The organism is Rhizobium sp. FKL33 (genome assembly GCF_005222915.1).
In the GTDB taxonomy this organism is placed as follows: domain Bacteria; phylum Pseudomonadota; class Alphaproteobacteria; order Rhizobiales; family Rhizobiaceae; genus Rhizobium_E.
The window spans coordinates 16,609-34,594 of the sequence record NZ_STFX01000009.1; the positions used below are offsets into that span (position 1 = coordinate 16,609).

At 63.4% G+C, this 17,986-nt stretch carries 14 protein-coding genes; 8 read left to right on the forward strand and 6 right to left on the reverse strand.

The annotated features are described in order from the left end of the window. Positions 1 to 115: 115 nt before the first annotated feature. Positions 116 to 838 (forward strand): ligase-associated DNA damage response endonuclease PdeM, encoded by a 723-nt coding sequence (gene pdeM, locus E8Q41_RS06240; RefSeq protein WP_137154660.1) that lies wholly within the window; start codon positions 116 to 118, stop codon positions 836 to 838. 2 nt (positions 839 to 840) lie between these two features. Here pdeM and E8Q41_RS06245 read toward each other — a convergent pair whose 3' ends face one another. From E8Q41_RS06245 to E8Q41_RS06255, 3 genes are all read right to left on the reverse strand, one after another. Then, positions 841 to 1,641, reverse strand: coding sequence for a TIGR02186 family protein (locus E8Q41_RS06245; protein WP_137154661.1), 801 nt, complete (start codon positions 1,639 to 1,641; stop codon positions 841 to 843). Next, a complete protein-coding gene (locus tag E8Q41_RS06250) occupies positions 1,638 to 2,561 on the reverse strand; it encodes a sulfite exporter TauE/SafE family protein (RefSeq protein ID WP_137154662.1) in 924 nt (307 codons plus the stop codon). Before E8Q41_RS06250 ends, E8Q41_RS06245 begins: the two co-directional genes overlap by 4 nt. Before the next feature lie 207 nt (positions 2,562 to 2,768). Then, positions 2,769 to 6,515, reverse strand: a complete 3,747-nt coding sequence (locus E8Q41_RS06255) for an SEL1-like repeat protein (RefSeq protein WP_137154663.1) — start codon at positions 6,513 to 6,515, stop codon at positions 2,769 to 2,771. A gap of 506 nt (positions 6,516 to 7,021) precedes the next feature. On the opposite strand from E8Q41_RS06255, the gene E8Q41_RS06260 reads away from it, so the two are divergent. Genes E8Q41_RS06260 through E8Q41_RS06280 form a run of 5 tightly spaced genes read left to right on the forward strand, consistent with a single transcriptional unit; the run spans position 7,022 to position 12,937 of the window. Beyond that, positions 7,022 to 8,815, forward strand: a complete 1,794-nt coding sequence (locus E8Q41_RS06260) for an acyl-CoA dehydrogenase C-terminal domain-containing protein (protein ID WP_137154664.1) — start codon at positions 7,022 to 7,024, stop codon at positions 8,813 to 8,815. Between the two features lie 55 nt (positions 8,816 to 8,870). Beyond that, on the forward strand, positions 8,871 to 9,128 hold the full coding sequence (locus E8Q41_RS06265) for an antitoxin (RefSeq protein WP_137154665.1): 258 nt from the start codon (positions 8,871 to 8,873) through the stop codon (positions 9,126 to 9,128). Then, on the forward strand, positions 9,128 to 9,457 hold the full coding sequence (locus E8Q41_RS06270) for a type II toxin-antitoxin system PemK/MazF family toxin (RefSeq protein WP_137154666.1): 330 nt from the start codon (positions 9,128 to 9,130) through the stop codon (positions 9,455 to 9,457). Before E8Q41_RS06265 ends, E8Q41_RS06270 begins: the two co-directional genes overlap by 1 nt. A 43-nt stretch (positions 9,458 to 9,500) precedes the next feature. Further along, complete coding sequence (locus tag E8Q41_RS06275; protein WP_137154667.1) at positions 9,501 to 10,709, forward strand: acetyl-CoA C-acetyltransferase; 1,209 nt, start codon at positions 9,501 to 9,503, stop codon at positions 10,707 to 10,709. A 17-nt stretch (positions 10,710 to 10,726) separates the two neighbouring features. Continuing rightward, on the forward strand, positions 10,727 to 12,937 hold the full coding sequence (locus E8Q41_RS06280; RefSeq protein WP_137154668.1) for an FAD-dependent oxidoreductase: 2,211 nt from the start codon (positions 10,727 to 10,729) through the stop codon (positions 12,935 to 12,937). A 108-nt stretch (positions 12,938 to 13,045) separates the two neighbouring features. On the opposite strand, the gene E8Q41_RS06285 is transcribed toward E8Q41_RS06280, so the two are convergent. From E8Q41_RS06285 to E8Q41_RS06295, 3 genes are all read right to left on the reverse strand, one after another. Continuing rightward, positions 13,046 to 13,543, reverse strand: coding sequence for a hypothetical protein (locus tag E8Q41_RS06285; protein ID WP_137154669.1), 498 nt, complete (start codon positions 13,541 to 13,543; stop codon positions 13,046 to 13,048). Continuing rightward, positions 13,524 to 13,850, reverse strand: coding sequence for a nucleotidyltransferase domain-containing protein (locus E8Q41_RS06290; protein ID WP_137154670.1), 327 nt, complete (start codon positions 13,848 to 13,850; stop codon positions 13,524 to 13,526). Before E8Q41_RS06290 ends, E8Q41_RS06285 begins: the two co-directional genes overlap by 20 nt. 165 nt (positions 13,851 to 14,015) lie before the next feature. Next, entirely contained in the window at positions 14,016 to 15,005 is a 990-nt protein-coding gene (locus tag E8Q41_RS06295) for an MBL fold metallo-hydrolase (protein WP_137154671.1), read from the reverse strand. A 169-nt stretch (positions 15,006 to 15,174) separates the two neighbouring features. Here E8Q41_RS06295 and E8Q41_RS06300 point away from each other — a divergent pair, with 169 nt between their 5' ends. Beyond that, the gene (locus E8Q41_RS06300; RefSeq protein WP_170976381.1) at positions 15,175 to 16,269 is read left to right on the forward strand and encodes an AI-2E family transporter; all 1,095 of its coding nucleotides are present in this window, start codon (positions 15,175 to 15,177) and stop codon (positions 16,267 to 16,269) included. A 9-nt stretch (positions 16,270 to 16,278) separates the two neighbouring features. After that, entirely contained in the window at positions 16,279 to 17,367 is a 1,089-nt protein-coding gene (locus tag E8Q41_RS06305) for a putative zinc-binding metallopeptidase (RefSeq protein ID WP_137154673.1), read from the forward strand. The last annotated feature ends 619 nt before the right edge of the window (positions 17,368 to 17,986 follow it).

Below are 17,986 nucleotides of genomic sequence, written 5' to 3' on the forward strand. Positions count from 1 at the left end.
GGCGGGACGACCTTCGCCCGGATTTCGGCGGTTGTTGTCGAGGCGAGAGCCATCCTCCTTCGATCTCCCCCCTTGAGGGGGAGATGCCCGGCAGGGCAGAGGGGGGCAACCCCGCATGACCCGCCTTGCCAGAAACCTCCAAACACCGCACGATCCCGCCGCCGTCTGCGAAGCCGAACTCAACGGCCAGCGCCTGATTCTCGATCCGCTCGGCGCGCTCGTGCTGCCCGTGCACGGCCTGCTCTGCGTCTCTGATCTCCATCTCGAAAAGGGCGCGGCCTATGCCCGTCGCGGCCAGATGCTGCCGCCCTGGGATACGCTCGCGACGCTCAGGCTTCTCGAAGCCGTGATCGCCCGGCATGATCCGCGTATCGTCGTCTCGCTCGGCGACAACTTTCACGATCGCCGCGGCGCCGATCTGATGCCCATGGAGTTCCGCACCTATCTCGAAAGCCTGATGCGCGGCCGGGAGTGGATCTGGATATCAGGCAATCATGATCCCGACGGCGTCGGCGCGCTGTCCGGAACACAGGCCGACAGCCTGCATTTCGCCGGCCTCACCTTTCGGCATGAGCCGGGCGCCGCCTGCGAGGTCGGCGAGGTCGCCGGTCACTTACATCCCGCCGCCACGCTGGTGCGTCGGTCGCGCGGCGTGCGCCGCCCCTGTTTCGCGCTCGATGCGCGACGCCTGATCATGCCCTCGTTCGGGGTGATGACCGGCGGGCTCGATCTCGATCATCGGGCTTTCAACGGTCTGTTCGAAAAGAACAGGCTCACCGCGCATCTCCTGAGCCAGGGGCGCATTCATTCCTTCGCCTATGCGGCGTTGCGAGGATAGTTTCAATCCCGACGGAACATCACGCTCGCCGTCCAGCCTGTGAGGGCTGCGAGCAGCACCGCGACGATGCCGTAAATGAGCGGATCATCCTCGGCCGCGCGGGTGATCATCTGTTCCAGGCCGGTCTTCTGCACATGCAGCTTGAGTTCCTTTTCGGCGACATACTGGCCGGATTTGAACACCACGGCGCGGATCGTATGCGTGCCGTTCGGGATGTCGGCCGGGATGTGGATATTCGCCTGGAACAGCGAAGAGGAGACGAAGGAGACGCCGCCCGGGTTGGTCTGGTAGAGCCTCGCCTTTTCCTTCAGCCCGAGAAAGGCGTCGCGATATTCGGTAAGCTGTTCGGCGCGACCGGAGAAGGTCGAGGGCACCACTTTCACCGCCGGCAGCCCGACGCCGTGGGTGTAGAGTTCGAGCGGCGTGGCGATGTCGGCAATGACCTTGGTCGAGGCCATCGACAGCGATTCCGGCATACGCTCGAAGGTCACGGCGTGGCGGTTGATCCACACGCCCATCACCCGGTCCTTCTTGCGCACGGTCACGAAGTCGCGCGGGCCTTCGAGAGACACGACGATGTCATAGGCGCCGATGGCGAGCAGATAGGGGTCGACATTTTCGAGCGAGCCGAACACAGTCACATCGGTGCCGGCGAAATCAGGCGCGATGGCGATTTCACGCGAGGACACGCCGATATTGATCGCCTCGCGCTGTACGGGCCGCGGCGGCCCGCCGATCGGTTCGGCCAGCGCCGGCCCCCAGAGAAGCGCCAGCCAGGCGAGGGCGGTCGCAATCCTTCTCATTGTCCAGCCCCCGAACGGGCGATCGAATAAAGATCGGCCGGCGGCAGGAAGAGATCGATGGCGAGGCGCAGGCCCACGGCGAGGATCAAGAGCGCCAGCAGCGCGCGCAACTGTTCGGCCTTCAGCTTCTGGCCGACGCGGACGCCATACTGCGCCGCCACCACGCCCGACAGCATCAGGATGAAGGCGAGCACGATATCCACCGTGTGGTTGGTCACCGCCTGCACAATGGTGGAATAAGTCGAGACGAAGATAATCTGGAACAGCGAGGTGCCGACGACGACGCTTGTGGGAATGCGCAGGAGATAGATCATCGCCGGCACCATGATGAAGCCGCCGCCGACCCCCATCACCGAGGTCAGCACCCCGACGCCGAAGCCGAGTCCCGCCACCGGGATCACCGACAGATAGATCTTGGATTTCTTGAAGCGCATCTTGAAGGGCAGGCGATGCACCCAGTTGTGCTGGGCGCGCTTGACCGTCACCGTCTCGTTGTTCCGGGCGCGACGCATGGCGTTGACGCTTTCCCACATCATCAGCCCGCCGACGCTGGTCAGCAACGCCACGTAGAGAAGCGAAATCACCAGATCGAGCTGACCAAGCGCCCGCAGCGCCGAAAAGATCCAGATGCCGACGGTTGCGCCGAGCAGGCCTCCGAGCAAGAGCACCGTGCCGAGCTTCAAATCAATCGTGCCGCGTCGGAAATGGGTTATAGCGCCGGAAATCGAGGAGGCCACGACCTGATTAGCGCCGGTGGCGACCGCGATGGCCGGCGGCACGTTGTAGAAGATCAGGAGCGGCGTGATCAGAAAGCCGCCGCCGACGCCGAACATGCCCGACAGGAAGCCGACGGCGGCGCCCATGCCGAGAATGATCAGGATATTGGCCGACAATTCGGCGATCGGCAGATAGATCGACACAGGCGCTCCTTGCAGAAAAAAAGGAGGTTTTCAGGTCGGGTCGCCCCGTCCTGTTCAAGAGTGTTACAGATTGGCTTTAAGGAACTGTTGCGCCGCAAAAATGACGGTGTCAACCGCGACGGACGCGCCGTCGCGGATATAATGAATTAACCATTTCGCCATGGATTCCACCGGTTAAGTGGACTTCCTCGCCTGATCCGGGATGAGTCAGGACGGCTTCTTGTTATGCTTGAGAAGTTCCTTGACCAGCGCCTCGTCGATCTTGCCGGTCGGCTCCTGGCCGACCTTTTTCTGGAAGGCCTTGATCGCCTCGACGGTCTTCTTGCCGATTTCGCCGTCGGCGGGGCCGGCGTCGAAACCGTTGTTGTTGAGGATCGCCTGGATGTTGCGGATCGCCTTTTTCATGTCGACGCTGGCCGTGGTGTTGGCCTTGGCGATCCAGTCGTCCGGGATGACCGGATTGTTGGCGTCTTCGTCGACAGGGGCTGCGCGCCACAGATCCACTTCGGCCTTGGCGGCCTTCAGTTTCTCGGCGCCCAGCGCATTGGCCACTTCATCGCGCTTCTGCGCGGCGTCCTGGTCGCCCTGCATGGCCGCGACCGCGAACCATTTGTAGGACTGGGCGAGATCCTGCGGCACGCCGTTGCCCCGCGCATAGAGGATGGCGAGATTGTACTGGCTGTCGCGGACATTGCGCTCGGCGGCTTCCTTGAACCAGCGGGCGGCTTCGGTGAAGTCCGGCTTGCCTTCGACGCCGGTGGCGTTCAGCACCGCGAGATTGTGCATGGCGCTGGTGTTGCCCTGTCCGGCGGCCTGGGCATAGAGGGCGCGCGCTTTGGCGATGTCGCGGTCGACGCCCAGACCCTTTTCAAAGATGCTGGCGAGCCGGTACTGGGCGGGCGCGAAACCGGCGTCGGCGGCGCGCTGATACCAGGTCACGGCCGCCTTGGGATCGGCGGCCATGCCGCGTCCGTCGGCGTAACGCGCGCCGATCTCGAAGAAGGCGAGCGGATCGGCCTTCTTGGCCGCGGCCACCAGCGACGCCGGCTTGAGATCGGCGGGCGTTTCGATCTCTGCGGCTTGCGGCGGCTCCGTCGTCGCCGGAGCGACGTGGGCAGGCGCTGCGGCTTCCGTGGCGGGGGCTGCGTCAGCCTGTTCGGCGGCTGCGGGCTCCAGAGGCGTTGCCGGTTCGGCGTTCGCCTGGGCGTCTTCGATCTGCGCGTCGCCGAAGGGCTGAGCGGGCGGCGGTTCGGACGACGAAGCGTCTGCGGTCTCGACCGGCGCCATCTCGGCTTCAGCCGGCGCGGCGTTGTCGGCGATAGCCGGCTGCTCGGCGCTTTCGACGGCGCCGCTGGTCTTGTCCTCGACCGGCGCGGACACCGCCTGCGGTTCGGCCCTGCTGTTGATGAGGTTCGACACCAGCGGATAGGACAGCATCAGGAGCAGCACCGCGCCCGCCGCGAGCAGCAGCGGACGGCGCGCCTGGCTGTCGTTTTTCTTCGCCTGAGGCTTCGTCGCGCCCTTGGCCGATGTCTTGCCCGCCTTCAGCGGTTGCTGCATGCCGGCTTCGCGGGCGGCGGCCTGGGCGGCGCGGCGGGCGGCGGCGATTACGTCGGCGGGACCCGCCTCGGCGGCGCGGCCGGATTTCTGGCCGGCGCGCACTTTTTCCATGATCTTGCGCACATCGGGGGCGGTTCCGCCCGGTTCGATCAGCAGACTGTCGTCGGCGGCGTCGGGCTCGGCGCCGGCTGGATCGAGAGCGGGCGCTTCGGCGACCGCCACCCGCTCCGCAGGAGTCTTCTTGGATGGCTTGAGCTTGGCGGCGAGGCTGGCGATCAGGCTGGTCGGGCGCGGCTTCGCCGGCTCGGCGCTGGGCGCGGCGGGCGCCTCCACATCCTCGGCGATGGCCGCGGCGGCGGCTTCGGAGAAATCCTCGTCCTCGAACACGTCGACGGTCGCAGCGGCGCGCGGCGCAGGACGCGGAGCCGCAGCGGGTTCTGCGGATTTTAACGGCGCGCGCGGCGGGGGGGCGTTTTCCTCAAGCGGCGCCCTGAAGACCGGTTCGGCGGCGCGGGGCATTACCGGCGCGTCGTCGCGACGCGGGCGCTCGGTGGCGACGCTGAGATCGTCGAGCCGGCGGGCGATCTGGGTCAGCGTCTGGTGAAGCGCCGAGAAGGTTTCCGCCGTGCGTTCCTCGCTGGAGCGCGCATAGGTTTCGAGCGCGCGCAGGTCTTCGGTCAGCGCGCTCAGCGCCGAAAGATCGACATGGCTCGCGCCCTGGCCGTTGGCGCCGGCTCTGGCATAGGCCTCCACCACGGCTTCAGCCGCCTGGCGAGCCGCTTCGACGATGAATTCGTCGCTGGTGGCGATGTAATCCTCGATCACCGCCATGCTGCGGGTCAGTTCTTGCGGCGCGGCCTGCGGCTGCGAGGGCTGGCTGAGCAGGGACGACAACGAGGCGATCTGCTGTTCGAGATTGGCGAGCGCGCGGGTGTCCGAGGGCGGCGCGGCGGCCGTTTCCTCGAGCCTTGCGGCGATATCCGAGAGGCGGTTTTCGAGATGGCTGAAATCCGGCGCTGCGAAGGAACCGACCTCGGTCGGGCGATCGAAGTCGTCGAGCCGGCGCGCGAGAAGATCGAGACGGTCGATCAGAGGAGCCGGGTCGTTGTCGCCCAGCCGGTCGATCTTGCGCGAGAGATCGGCGAGATGGCCGGCGAGGCCGGAATCGTCGCGATCTTCCAGGCTGCGTTCGATCAGGCCCGACAGTTCGGCGATGCGCTGTTCGAGCTTCTGCGTCTCTTCGTCGGCGGCGAGATCCTCGATCCGCTGCGTCAGGAGTTCGATGCGCTGGGCGAGCCCGGATTCCTCGTTCTGCCGATGCAGCGCGTCGATATGCCGGCCGAGATCGCCGATGCGCTTTTCTATCGATTGCAGCGCGGCGTGGTCCTTGCTGTTGTCGGCTTGGCGTACGCTTGCGGCGATGGCGCGGCTGATTTCGTCGAGACGGCGGTCGAGACCCTCGAACTGGCCGCCGAGATCGTTCCTGGCCTCCACGCTGCGGCCCACGGATTCCACTGCGTCCGCAAGCGTGATCAGCTTGTCCTCGAGGGCGCGGATGGCCGGAGCGGCGTTGATCTCGCCGAGACCCGACTTTATGCCGTCGATGCGCCAGGCGATCTGCACCAACTCTTCCCGCAGCGCGTCCTGGTCTATGGCGTCGATTTTTCGCGCGGTGTTGTCCCAGATCTGTTCGGCGCGGTTCCATTTGTCGTCGAGCCGGCGGACGCTGTCTTCGCGGGCCAGACCCGCGGCCATGGTGCGGAGGTCCTCGATCTCGGCGAGGAGATCGTCGACCCGCGGCGTCTGCTCGGCTTCTCCGAGCCGGCGGATGGTCTCGTTGAGCTTGAGGATCTCCTTGCGCACGAGGTCGCTCGCGCCGGCGCCGCCTGCGGCTGCGCCTTTCAGGCCGCGAATTTCTTCGCGGATGGCGTCGAAATTGTTGTGGCTCAAGCCCTGGCGCAGTTCGCCGCGCAGGGCTTCCAGCGTCGCCGCGATGTCGGCGAGCGCATCCTGCGTCTGCGGCTGACGCGCATAGGCGGGAGCGGGCGGAATGGCTTCCCTGGTGCGCGGGGGCTCACGACGGGTCTCATAGTCGTCATGCCCGCGGCGTTCCTGACGCTCGGGGCGGTCGCGCCGTTCCGGACGGCTGCGCTCCGCATCCGTGCGCAGCGTCCTGTCGGCTGCCGCCACGCGTTCGCGCACGGACGACAGCATACGCTGGCGTTCGAGGATCTCGTCGACCGAGCCCGGGTCCATATAGGCGGGGCGGCTGGGTGGGCGCCGCTCGCTCACAAGTCCCTGGATGCGCGCTTCGAGGCCTTCGATCGTCTTGCTCAACTGATCGAACGATGGCTTGCCGCCATGGCTAGAATACTGTGATCGTGATCCGTTCATGTGTCAGCTCGCTCGACGTCCAGGCCGGAATTCAGGTCGACCGATCGCGTCTCGTTTGTCGGCCCGGGCTGGCAAAGGCCCAAGCGCTTCGCGATAGCATGTGAGGCTTTCCTCGGGCTTTCGGCCTGCTTCGCGCGTAGACACAATCTCAATCATCCTTAACTTATGGAGCATGGATAGTTAAACATGGTAAACAATGTGTTAATATATGAGCTTTGCAACGTAACGAAGTATGGAAACTGACCGATTTGTGTGATGTTGTAACTATCTTCTGATGGTGTTACATTTGTTACGACGCAAGCTTGTTTGTTTACTATTTATTAACTATTTTTCTTAGGCAAGCTGCTCGAGAAACTGATTTGTACGACTTTCGGCGGAAATCACAGGAATTTGCGTCCGATCTCGCCCAGAACGAAATCGCCGATCAATTTTGACGTTTACGCAAACGTCAAAATTTTGTAGTAGTGCTATCCATATTGATTTACGGCGAAGGCGAGGAGGCGTTCATGCCCGTTTACAAGGCTCCGGTCGACGACACGATGTTCGTGCTCAATGATGTCCTGGGGATCCAGAAGTTCAACAATCTTCCCGGCTTTTCCGAGGCGTCGCCCGACGTCGTCGAAGCAATCGTCGCCGAAGCAGGGAAGCTGGCCGAGGAAGTGCTGTTCCCGCTCAATCTTTCCGGCGACCAGGAAGGCTGCACCCGCCATGACGATGGCTCGGTGACGCCGCCCAAGGGCTTCAAGGCCGCTTACGACGCCTATTGCCAGGGCGGCTGGATCGGGCTTTCGGTGCCGGAAGCCTATGGCGGCCAGAACCTGCCTTATGTGCTGCACACCGCCGTCGGCGAATATATGTCGTCGGCGAACATGGCCTTCGCCATGTATCCCGGCCTCACCAATGGCGCGATCGCCGCGATCCTGGTGCATGGTTCGGATGCCCAGAAGGAAACCTATCTGCCGAAGATGGTCGAGGGCGTCTGGACCGGCACGATGAATCTGACCGAGCCGCATTGTGGCACCGATCTCGGCCTCTTGCGCACCAAGGCGGTTCCGCAGGCCGATGGCTCATACAAGATTTCCGGCCAGAAGATCTTCATCTCCGCCGGCGAACACGACATGTCCGACAATATCATCCATCTGGTGCTCGCCCGCATCGAGGGCGCGCCTGAGGGCACCAAAGGCATTTCGCTGTTCATCGTGCCGAAATTCCTGGTGAATGAAGACGGCTCGCTTGGCGCGCGCAACGGCGTCAGCTGCGGTGCGATCGAGCACAAGATGGGCATTCACGCCAACGCCACCTGCGTCATGAATCATGACGAGGCGACCGGCTATCTGATCGGACAGGAAAATCGCGGCCTCGCCGCCATGTTCGTGATGATGAATGAAGCCCGTCTCGGCGTCGGCCTGCAGGGCCTGTCGATCTCGGAAGCCGCCTATCAGTCCGCCGCCCAATATGCCCGCGACCGCATACAGGGCCGCTCGCTCACCGGCCCCAAGGCGCCGGACAAGAAGGCCGATCCGATCATCGTTCATCCCGATGTCCGCCGCACGCTGATGCAGATCAAGTCGATCAACGAGGCCGGCCGCGCCTTTGCGCTCTATTCGGCGCTGCAGTCCGATATCGCGCATCGCTCCGAAGACGCGGCCGCCCGCCAGAACGCCGACGACATTCTCTCGATCATGACCCCGGTCCTCAAGGGCGTGATGACCGATCGCGGCTTCGACAATGCGGTCGCCGCCCAGCAAATGTTCGGCGGTCACGGCTATATCGAGGAATACGGCATGAGCCAGTATGTCCGCGACGCCCGCATCGCCATGATCTATGAAGGCGCAAACGGCGTTCAGGCCATGGATCTGGTCGGCCGGAAGCTCGCCGCCAATGGCGGTCGGGCCGTGATGGCCGTGTTCAAGGAGATCGGCGATTTCTGCGAAGAAAACCGCGCCAATGAAAAACTCGCGCCCTTCACCAAGGCGATCAAGAAAGGCTTGAACGACCTGCAGGCCGCCACCATGTGGTTCATGAGCAACGCCATGGCCAAGCCCGACAATGCCGGCGCCGGCGCGACCGACTATATGCATCTCTTCGGTCTCGTCATTCTCGGCTATATGTGGGGCCGTCAGGCCAAGGCGGCGCAGGAGCTGCTCGACGCCGGCGACGCGCGCGCCGAGTTCCTCGCCAACAAGCTGGTGACGGCGCGCTATTACATGGAGCGGATGATGCCGGAAACGGCCTTCCGCAAGGCGCGCATCGAGGCTGGCGCCGACAGCGTTATGGCGCTCGGTGCGGCGGCGTTCTGATTTGCGGAAGGAGCGGAAAAGTTATACTGTGATATAACTTTTCCGGGAGAGATCCATGGCGACTTCGACATTGAGAATCGTAGGCGGCTCCGTGATGATGGCGATCCCCAAACCGCTGTTGGAGACGTTGGGACTTGCGCCCAACGCCAAGCTCGATCTCTCCGTCGAAAATGGTCGGCTGGTCGCGGTCCCAAGGCCGCGGCCGCGCTACAGCCTTGATGAACTTGTCGCCCAATGCGATCCGGACGCGTCGCTCAGCGAGGACGAGCAGGCCTGGCTCGATGCCCCGCCTGTCGGCAGCGAGGTGCTGTGATGGAGCGCGGCGACATCTGGCATGTCGATCTCAATCCGGTCAAAGGCCGGGAACAGGCCAATCCGCGCTATGTTCTCGTCCTGACGCCCAAGGCCTTCAATCAACTCGGCGCCCCCATCGTCGCGCCGATCAGCGCCGGCGCAGAGTTCGCCCGCTATCAGGGCTTTGCCGTGCCGCTGTCCGGCGCCGGCACGAATGCTGTGGGCGTGGTGTTGTGTCATCAGATCCGCGCGCTCGACATCCGGGCGCGCGGCGGCAGGTTTTCCGAAAAAGCGCCCGACTTCATCGTCGATGATGTCTTGGCGCGCGTGTCGACATTTTTTGAATAAGTTCCAGGCCGATCGCAATCGGCTGAAAGGGAGGAAAGACGAAATGACCGAAGCCTTTGTCTTTGACCATGTCCGGACGCCGCGCGGCCGCGGCAAGAAGGACGGCGCCCTGCACGAGGTGCCGACGCCCCGGTTGGCGGCGCATACGCTTGCCGCGCTGCGCGACCGCAACGGGCTCGACACATCCACTGTCGACGACATCATTTTCGGCTGCGTCGATCCGGTCATGGAAGCGGGCGCGGTGATCCCGCGCTCGGCCGCCTTCGAGGCCGGCTATGATTTCAAGGCTCCCGGTATCCAGATCTCGCGCTTCTGCGCCTCGGGTCTCGACGCCATCAATCTCGCCGCTTCGAAAATCGCCTTCGGCGCCGACGACATCGTCATCGCTGGCGGTGTCGAATCCATGAGCCGCGTCGGCATGGGCATGGCGGGCGGCTCCTGGCCGGTCGATCCCTCGGTGGCCATTCCCGGCTATTTCATGCCGCAGGGCGTCTCCGCCGATCTCATCGCCACCAAATACGGCTTCAGCCGCGACGACGTCGACGCCTATGCCGTGGAGAGCCAGAAGCGCGCCGGTCATTCCTGGGCGCAAGGCTATTTCTCGCGCTCTGTCGTGCCGGTGAAGGACGTCAACGGTCTCACCATTCTCGACCGCGACGAGCATATGCGACCCACAACCGACATGCAGTCGCTCGGCCAGCTGCAGCCGTCTTTCCAGATGATGGGCGAAATGGGCGGCTTCGACGCCGTCGCCATCGACGCCCATCCCGATGTCGAACGCATCTCCTATGTCCACCATGCCGGCAACTCCTCAGGGATCGTCGATGGCGCGGGCGCTGTGCTCCTCGGCTCCAAGGCCGGCGGCGAGGCGATGGGGCTGAAGCCGCGCGCCCGCATCCGCACTTTCGCCAATATCGGCTCAGAGCCGGCGATCATGCTGACCGGTCCCGTTGACGTCACCGAAAAGCTGCTCAAGCGCGCCGGCATGACCATCGGCGACATCGATCTCTTCGAACTCAACGAAGCCTTCGCCGCTGTCGTGCTGCGCTACATGCAGGCTTTCGACATTGCGCATGACAAGATCAACGTCAATGGCGGCGCCATCGCGCTCGGCCATCCGCTCGGCGCCACCGGCGCGATGATCTTCGGCACCGTGCTCGACGAATTGGAGCGCCGCGGACTGGGCACCGCGCTGGTGACCCTCTGCATCGGCGCCGGCATGGGCACGGCCACGATCATCGAGCGCGTCTGAGACTGGGAGAGAGAGAGATGACTTACAAGAATTTCACCCTCGACATCGACGCCGATGGCGTAGCCCTCGTCACCTGGGACATGCCCGGCCGCAGCATGAACGTCTTCACGCTCGAGGTGATGGACGAGATCGAGGCGATCCTCGCCGCCGTCGTGGCCGATGAGAAGGTCAAGGGCGTCGTCTTCGCCTCCGGCAAATCCGCCTTTTCCGGCGGCGCCGATCTCACCATGATCGAGGGCATGTTCTCGATGCTGGAAGAGGCGAAAGCCGCCGATCCAACTGCGGCCGCGCAGAAACTGTTCGACGCTGCCGGCCGCATGAGCGGTCTCTGGCGCCGGATCGAGACCTGCGGAAAGCCCTGGGTCGCCGCCATCAACGGCACCTGCATGGGCGGCGCCACCGAACTCGCCATGTCCTGCCACGCCCGCGTCGCCTCCAACGCCAAATCGGTCAAGATCGCGCTGCCGGAAGTCAAGGTCGGCATCTTCCCGGGCGCCGGCGGCACCCAGCGCCTGCCGCGCCTGATCAACACCCAGGATGCGCTACAGATCATGACCACCGGCTCTGATCTCACCGCCTCGCGCGCCAAGGCGCTGGGCCTGGTCAACGAAGTCGTCGATCCCGACAAGCTGATCGAAGCGGCCAAGACGCTGATCAAGAACGGCGTCGATCCCGTCGCCCCCTGGGACAAGAAGGGCTTCAAGGCGCCGGGCGGAACCATCTGGTCGCCGCAGGGCGTGCAGCTGTTCTCGGCCGCCAACGCCATTCTGCGCCGCGAAACGCATATGAACTATCCGGGCGCCGAAGCGATCGTGAAATGCGTCTATGAGGGCCTGCAGCTGCCCTTCGACCTCGCGCTCAAGGTCGAGCTCCGCTATTTCACCCAGATCCTCAACAATGTCTCGGCCCGCTCCATGGTCCGGTCGCTGTTCGTGTCGATGCAGGAGCTCGGCAAGGGCGCGCGCCGTCCGGCAGGCGTGCCCGCCACGAAGTTCTCCAAGATCGGCGTGGTCGGCGCGGGCTTCATGGGCGCCTCCATCGCCTATGTGACGGCGCGCGCCGGCATTCCCGTGGTGCTGATCGACCGCGACCAGGCCGCCGCCGACAAGGGCAAGGCCCATTCCGAAGAGCTGATCAAGGGCGCGATCGCCAAGGGCAAGTCGACCAAGGAAGAGGGCGAAAAGCTGTTGTCGCTGATCACCGCGACCTCCGACTATAGCCAGATCGCCGACGCCGATCTCGTCATCGAAGCGGTGTTCGAAGACCGCGCCGTCAAGAAGGCGGTGATCGAACAAGTCGAGGCTGTCCTGCCGGAAAGCTCGATCTTTGCGTCGAACACCTCGACGCTGCCGATCACCGGGCTTGCGGAAAACTCAAAACACCCCGATCAGTTCATCGGCGTGCATTTCTTCTCGCCGGTTGAAAAGATGATGCTGGTGGAAGTGATCCTCGGCGAAAAGACCGGCGACAAGGCGCTGGCCGCCGCGCTCGATTATGTCGCCGCGATCCGCAAGACGCCGATCGTCGTCAACGACACGCGCGGCTTCTATGTCAATCGCTGCGTCTTCCGCTATATCAACGAAGCCTATGACATGCTGATCGAAGGCGTGCCGGCGGTGATGATCGAAAACATCGCCAAGGCGGCCGGCATGCCGGTGGGCCCGCTGTCGCTCAATGACGAAGTCGCCGTCGATCTCAGCCAGAAGATCATGAAGGCCTCGATCGCCGATTTGGGCGAAGCGTCCGTCAAGCCGGAGCACATGACGCTGATCGACAAGATGGTCAATGATCTCGACCGTCGCGGCCGCAAGAACGGCCGGGGCTTCTACGACTATCCGGCCAAGCCCGCCAAGAAGTCGCTCTGGCCGGGCCTGAAGGACTTCTATGCGCAGAAGAAGACCGAAGAGGTGGATGTCAAGACGATCAAGGATCGTCTGCTCGCCACCATCGCGCTCGAAGCCGCCCGCACCATGGAAGAGGGCGTCGTCACCGATCCGCGCGAGGCCGATGTCGGCTCCATCCTCGGCTTCGGCTTCGCCCCTTATACCGGCGGGACGCTGAGCTATATCGACGGCATGGGCGTGAAAGCCTTCGTGGCGCTGTGCGAAAAGCTGGCCGCCACATATGGCGACCACTTCAAGCCGACTCCGCTGCTCCTCGACATGGCCGCCAAGGGCGAGACCTTCTACAGCCGCTTTAATCCGAAGGCGGTGAAGCAGGCGGCGTAACGTTTTTGGCGTCGGGGGCATCCCTCCCGGCGCCGTCTCCCTCGGGCTTGTCCCGAGGGTCTGCTGTCAGTTCTGCTATTCCTTCTCAGCGTAGGGCCAGAGGCCTTGTCAATCCGCCTCTTCAGCGCCGAGATCAAGACATGACTTCAGTCGCTGCATGTCTGCCTGAAACATTGCAAAGGCTTCAAGAGCGTCGCTGACGCGCTCCTCCACGATCTCCGGATCGAGCGAGAGCCCATAGGAATTCCTCTGCCGATGCCGAAACGCCCGCAATCCGTCCAATGCGCGATAGGTGTCATCTGAAAGCACACGATCGCGAACGCCCGGATAATCGTTGTGCAGCCGCCGCAGAAGCGTTGCATGCCAGCCGTCATCGCGCGACACGGCATTGCCGTCGATCCTCGAAGCGACCGTTGACATGACTCGTTCGCAGCCGGAGTAGAGTTTCTCTATTCCCGAAGCGAGGCCGCTCACGGCCAGCCAGCGCATATGCGGCACAAGCTCAATCTTCGTCGCTTTGTATGTAGTCAGCGCCAGGCCCAGCATCTCCGCCTCGGCGGCAATTTCCCTGATATCGTTGTCCAGATCAACGAAGATCGCCCGCATCGGTCACGGTCTCCAGGAAACGGTGGCGTCTATGCGCAGGAATTTCGTCGAGATAAATCACATCGAAGCAGAAGCCGGGCAGCCCATCCTCCACAAGTCCTTCGATTTTATATTTGAGGTGGCGCGGGCATTCGGTCACGAGCAGGTCGATGTCGGATTGCGCGTTGAATTTGCCCGACGAGAGCGAACCGAAGATTTTTGCGTCGACTCCGATGTCAGCCAGACGCGCGACAAGCTGCTTGGTCAAGGAAACCGCTGACGCTCTCCTTGCACCAAAATCCACAACGGACGACGACGTGATGCTCATGACCTGCCTCTGCTTGCCCGGGGGATTATTGGCCTGTCCGGCAATCGAGTCAACTTTTGCCGATTGCGTAGAATATTCCGCGTGCTTGGCGGCGCTGTGAACACGACACATAGCCGTGAGACCGGCGAGACGATCTTTCTCCCCGCCGATCTCTTTCGGTAACGCTCAGAGCGCGAACTGATAGGTCGCCGGCGTATAGCGATAACCTTCGCCCTGCTTCTCGACATATCCGACCGCCGGGAAGGGCATGTGATAGCCGATGAAGGCCAGCCGGTCGGTGGCGATCATGTCGAATACCCGCTTGCGGGTCTCCGCCGCCTTGGCCTTGTCCATGTCGAATTTCACTTCCCAGTCCGGTCGCTGCAGCGATAGCACGAAGTGGTTGGCGGTGTCGGCGGTCAGGATCAGGCTCTGGCCTTCGCTTTCCAGGCGGTAGATCATATGCCCCGGCGAATGGCCGAAGGCGGCCATGCCGGTCACGCCGGGGGCTACGTCGGCGTTGTCCTTGACGAAGGTGGCCTTCTCGGCGAGCGGCGTGATGTTTTTCATCACCCCCTTATGGCCGTTTTCCGCCGGCGTGCCCATGCGGGCAGGGTCTTTCCAGAAGGCGTATTCCGCCTCGCCGAACACATAGCGCGCGTTCGGGAAAGCCGGCTTGCCGCCTTCCATCAGGCCGCTGATATGGTCGCCATGCATATGGGTGATCACCACCTGCGTCACGTCCTCGGGCTTGTAGCCGGCGGCCTGGATGCCGGCGCGCAACTGGCCCGCGCCCCATTCGCGCCCGCCTTCGCCCATGCCGGTGTCGAACAGGATGAGTTCCGAGCCGCTCTTGACCAGCACCGGCGAAAAGCCGTTGACGAATTTGTCGGTCGGCAGAAAATTGGCGGTCAACAGCGCCGACACGTCTTCCGGCTTCTGGTTGGTTCCGAAGGTTTCGTTCGGTTTGTCGGCGGCGCGGGTGCCGTCGCTAATGACGGTCACGTCCATCGCGCCGAATTTGAAGCTGTGGAACCGCGGCGGCTTGGCGGGCGCCTCCTCGGCGGCGGCGGTTGCGGGGTCGAGAAGCGATGTGGTCAGGATCGCGGGGGCGGCGATCGCCCCTGTTGCGGCGGTGGCGAACAGACTGCGGCGCGATAAAGTCAGAATCGTCATGGCTTTTCTCCCTGGTTGAGCCCGGAAGTTTACGCACAAACTCCGGAAAAGATCGGTCACGTTCCGCTCACAGCTTCGTGAAGCCTCCCGGTCATGCGCAATGGCTCGGCCGATCCGGAACCAAAACAGCCGTCCGCCGTTGTCGGGGCATATCGGGGACAGATCACAGATGCGCGCACGCGGCTTTCAGCTCAAAACCATCCGGCTTGCTCCGCAGTCGGGCATCGACCAGGCCTCCGTCATCGGGGCGCGGATCGCGCAGATCCTCATCGCATTGATCGTCGGCGTCGCGGCGCTCGATTACGCCGAGGTCATCCTGGCTCCCATCCTGCTCGGCGTGGTCATCGGGCTGATGTTCTCGCCGGTCGCCAAGGCGATCGAGCGGCGCGGCCTGCCGGCCTGGGTGTCCGGCCTCGCCATCGTCATCCTGTTCATCGCACTGGTGGTCATTCTCGTCGGCGCGCTCGCCATGCCGCTGTCGGCCTGGATCGACAAGGCGCCGGTGATCTGGGAAAGCCTGAAGCTGCATATCGCCGACTGGAAGGATATGATGGCGTCGTTCCAGTCGATGCAGAAGCAGCTCGGCTCCGCCATGGGCGAGACCGGCGGCGTCATGGTCAAGGTCGATCAGGGCGGCGGCGCGGTGGAAAGCGTCGTCACGCTGGGCCCGACCATCATCGCCGAGCTGCTGTTGTTCTTCGCCAGCATCTATTTCTTCGTGGCGACCCGCGACCAGTTCCGCGTCGCCGTGCTGAAACTCTGCATATCCCGTCGCATGCGCTGGCGGATCGCCCATTTCTTCCGCGACACCGAGCAGTTGATCTCGCGCTATCTGATGACGATCACCTTGGTCAATATCGGGCTCGGCTGCGCGGTGGCCTTCTGTCTCTGGCTGGTCGGCATGCCGTCGCCGCTGCTCTGGGGCGTGCTCGCCGCCGTGCTCAACTACGTGGTCTATGTCGGTCCGGCGATGATGGCGATCCTGCTCCTCTGCATCAGCCTGGCTACGCGTCATGGCGGAGTGGAGATCCTCACGCCGCCCGCCATCTATCTCGGCCTGCATTTCATCGAATCGCAATTCGTCACCACCCAGGTGCTCGGCGTCACCATGACCATGAACCCGTTTCTGGTGTTCCTGGCGCTGGCCTTCTGGATCTGGCTCTGGGGACCCGTCGGCGGCTTCATCGCCGTCCCATCTTTGCTCATCCTCTATGCTTTCATGCGCAACACCATCAAAATGCGTGATCGCGTCAGCACCGTTTGAGGCCCATCCATGAAGATCTTCAAATGCCAAAACTGCAGCAATACGCTGCATTTCAACAATAGCGTCTGCCTGAAATGCGGCTTCAAGGTCGGCTATGTCGCCGACCTCTTCGACATGACGGCGCTGGAGCCCGAAGGCGACGCCTTCCGCGCCAAGGCCGCGCCCGACCGCCTGTTCATCACCTGCGACAATGCCGAAAACGCCGCCTGCAACTGGCTGGTCGACACTAACAGCGGCGAGAATTTCTGCCTCGCCTGCCGCTACAATCTCACCATTCCCGATCTGTCCGCACCCGACAATCTCGGCCGATGGCAGAAGGTCGAGCAGGCCAAGCGGCATCTGTTCTATTCGCTGACGCGGTTCGAACTGCCATTGCCGTCGCGCCAGGATGATCCCGACCATGGCCTCGCCTTCGAATTTCTCGCCGACGTGGTCGCGCCAGATGGAACGATCGAACCTGTGATGACCGGCCACGCCAATGGCCTGATCTCCATCAATGTCGCCGAAGCCGACGACGCCGAGCGGGAGAAGCGCCGGACGTCGATGGGCGAACCCTATCGCACTCTGATCGGCCATTTCCGCCACGAGATCGGCCACTTCTATTGGGACCTGCTCGTCAGGGATGGCGACCGGATCAACCGTTTCAAGGCGCTGTTCGGCGATCCCACAGAGGACTACGGCGCGGCGCTGCAGCGCCATTACGCCGAAGGCGCGCCCGCCGACTGGCAGGAGAACTATGTCTCGGCCTATGCCTCCGCCCATCCCTGGGAGGATTTCGCCGAAACCTGGGCGCATTGCTTCCACATGGTAGACGGGCTGGAAACAGCCATGGTCTATGGCATTTCGCCTGAAATCGAAGTCCTGCCCGGCGCCGGCCCCAAACCCGGTCCGCATTTCGACGCCTATAAGGCGACCTCGATCCGCCCCGTCACTGCCTCCTGGATCCCGTTGACGGTGGCGATCAATGCGCTCAACCGCAGCCTGGGCCAGCCGGATTTCTACCCGTTCGTGCTGACCGGCAAGGTCATCACCAAGATCGATTTCGTGTTGAGGCTGATCGTCTCGGCGCAGAAGGAACAGGATCAGGAGGCGGCGTGAGGGTGTAAGCGCCGTCTCCTCTTCTCCGAATGGATGTCGTGCTCCGCCCCTCATCCCCCTGCCGGGACGCTCTCCCTGCGCCTGCGGGGAGAAGGCGGGTGTGGCAATGTCGGCGCTCCATCGCCCTTCTCCCGCAACCGCGGGGAGAAGGTGGCGGCAGCCGGATGAGGGGCCGCGCACGCCGTCAACCAGCGCATCCGCACATCCCTCTCCGTCATGCTCGGGCTTGTCCCGAGCATCTGCAACGCTCTGATTTTGTTGACTGTCTTAGATCCTCGGCACAAGGCCGAGGATGACGGCGGAGGGCGGAAAGCCCCTCCCCAACCCCTCCCCACAAGGGGGAGGGGCTTATGCTGCCGCACCCTCCAGCCTCAATTCACCTCTCCTCCGCTAGGCAGAACTGTGGGACGTCAGTGTCAACCCCGGGTTAAGCCCCTCCCCTTGTGGGAGGGGTTGGGGAGGGTCTTTCTTAAAAAATCACCCTCCCGAAAATATTTTCATCCCCCACCATCCCACGCCGTTTATCCTCATATCGTTCCATCATCGGCTACACCGCGAGGCGTCGCGGCGAGATGGGGCCGGCGCTGGGGGAAGGGGGACGACGTGCATCCCTTTCTCC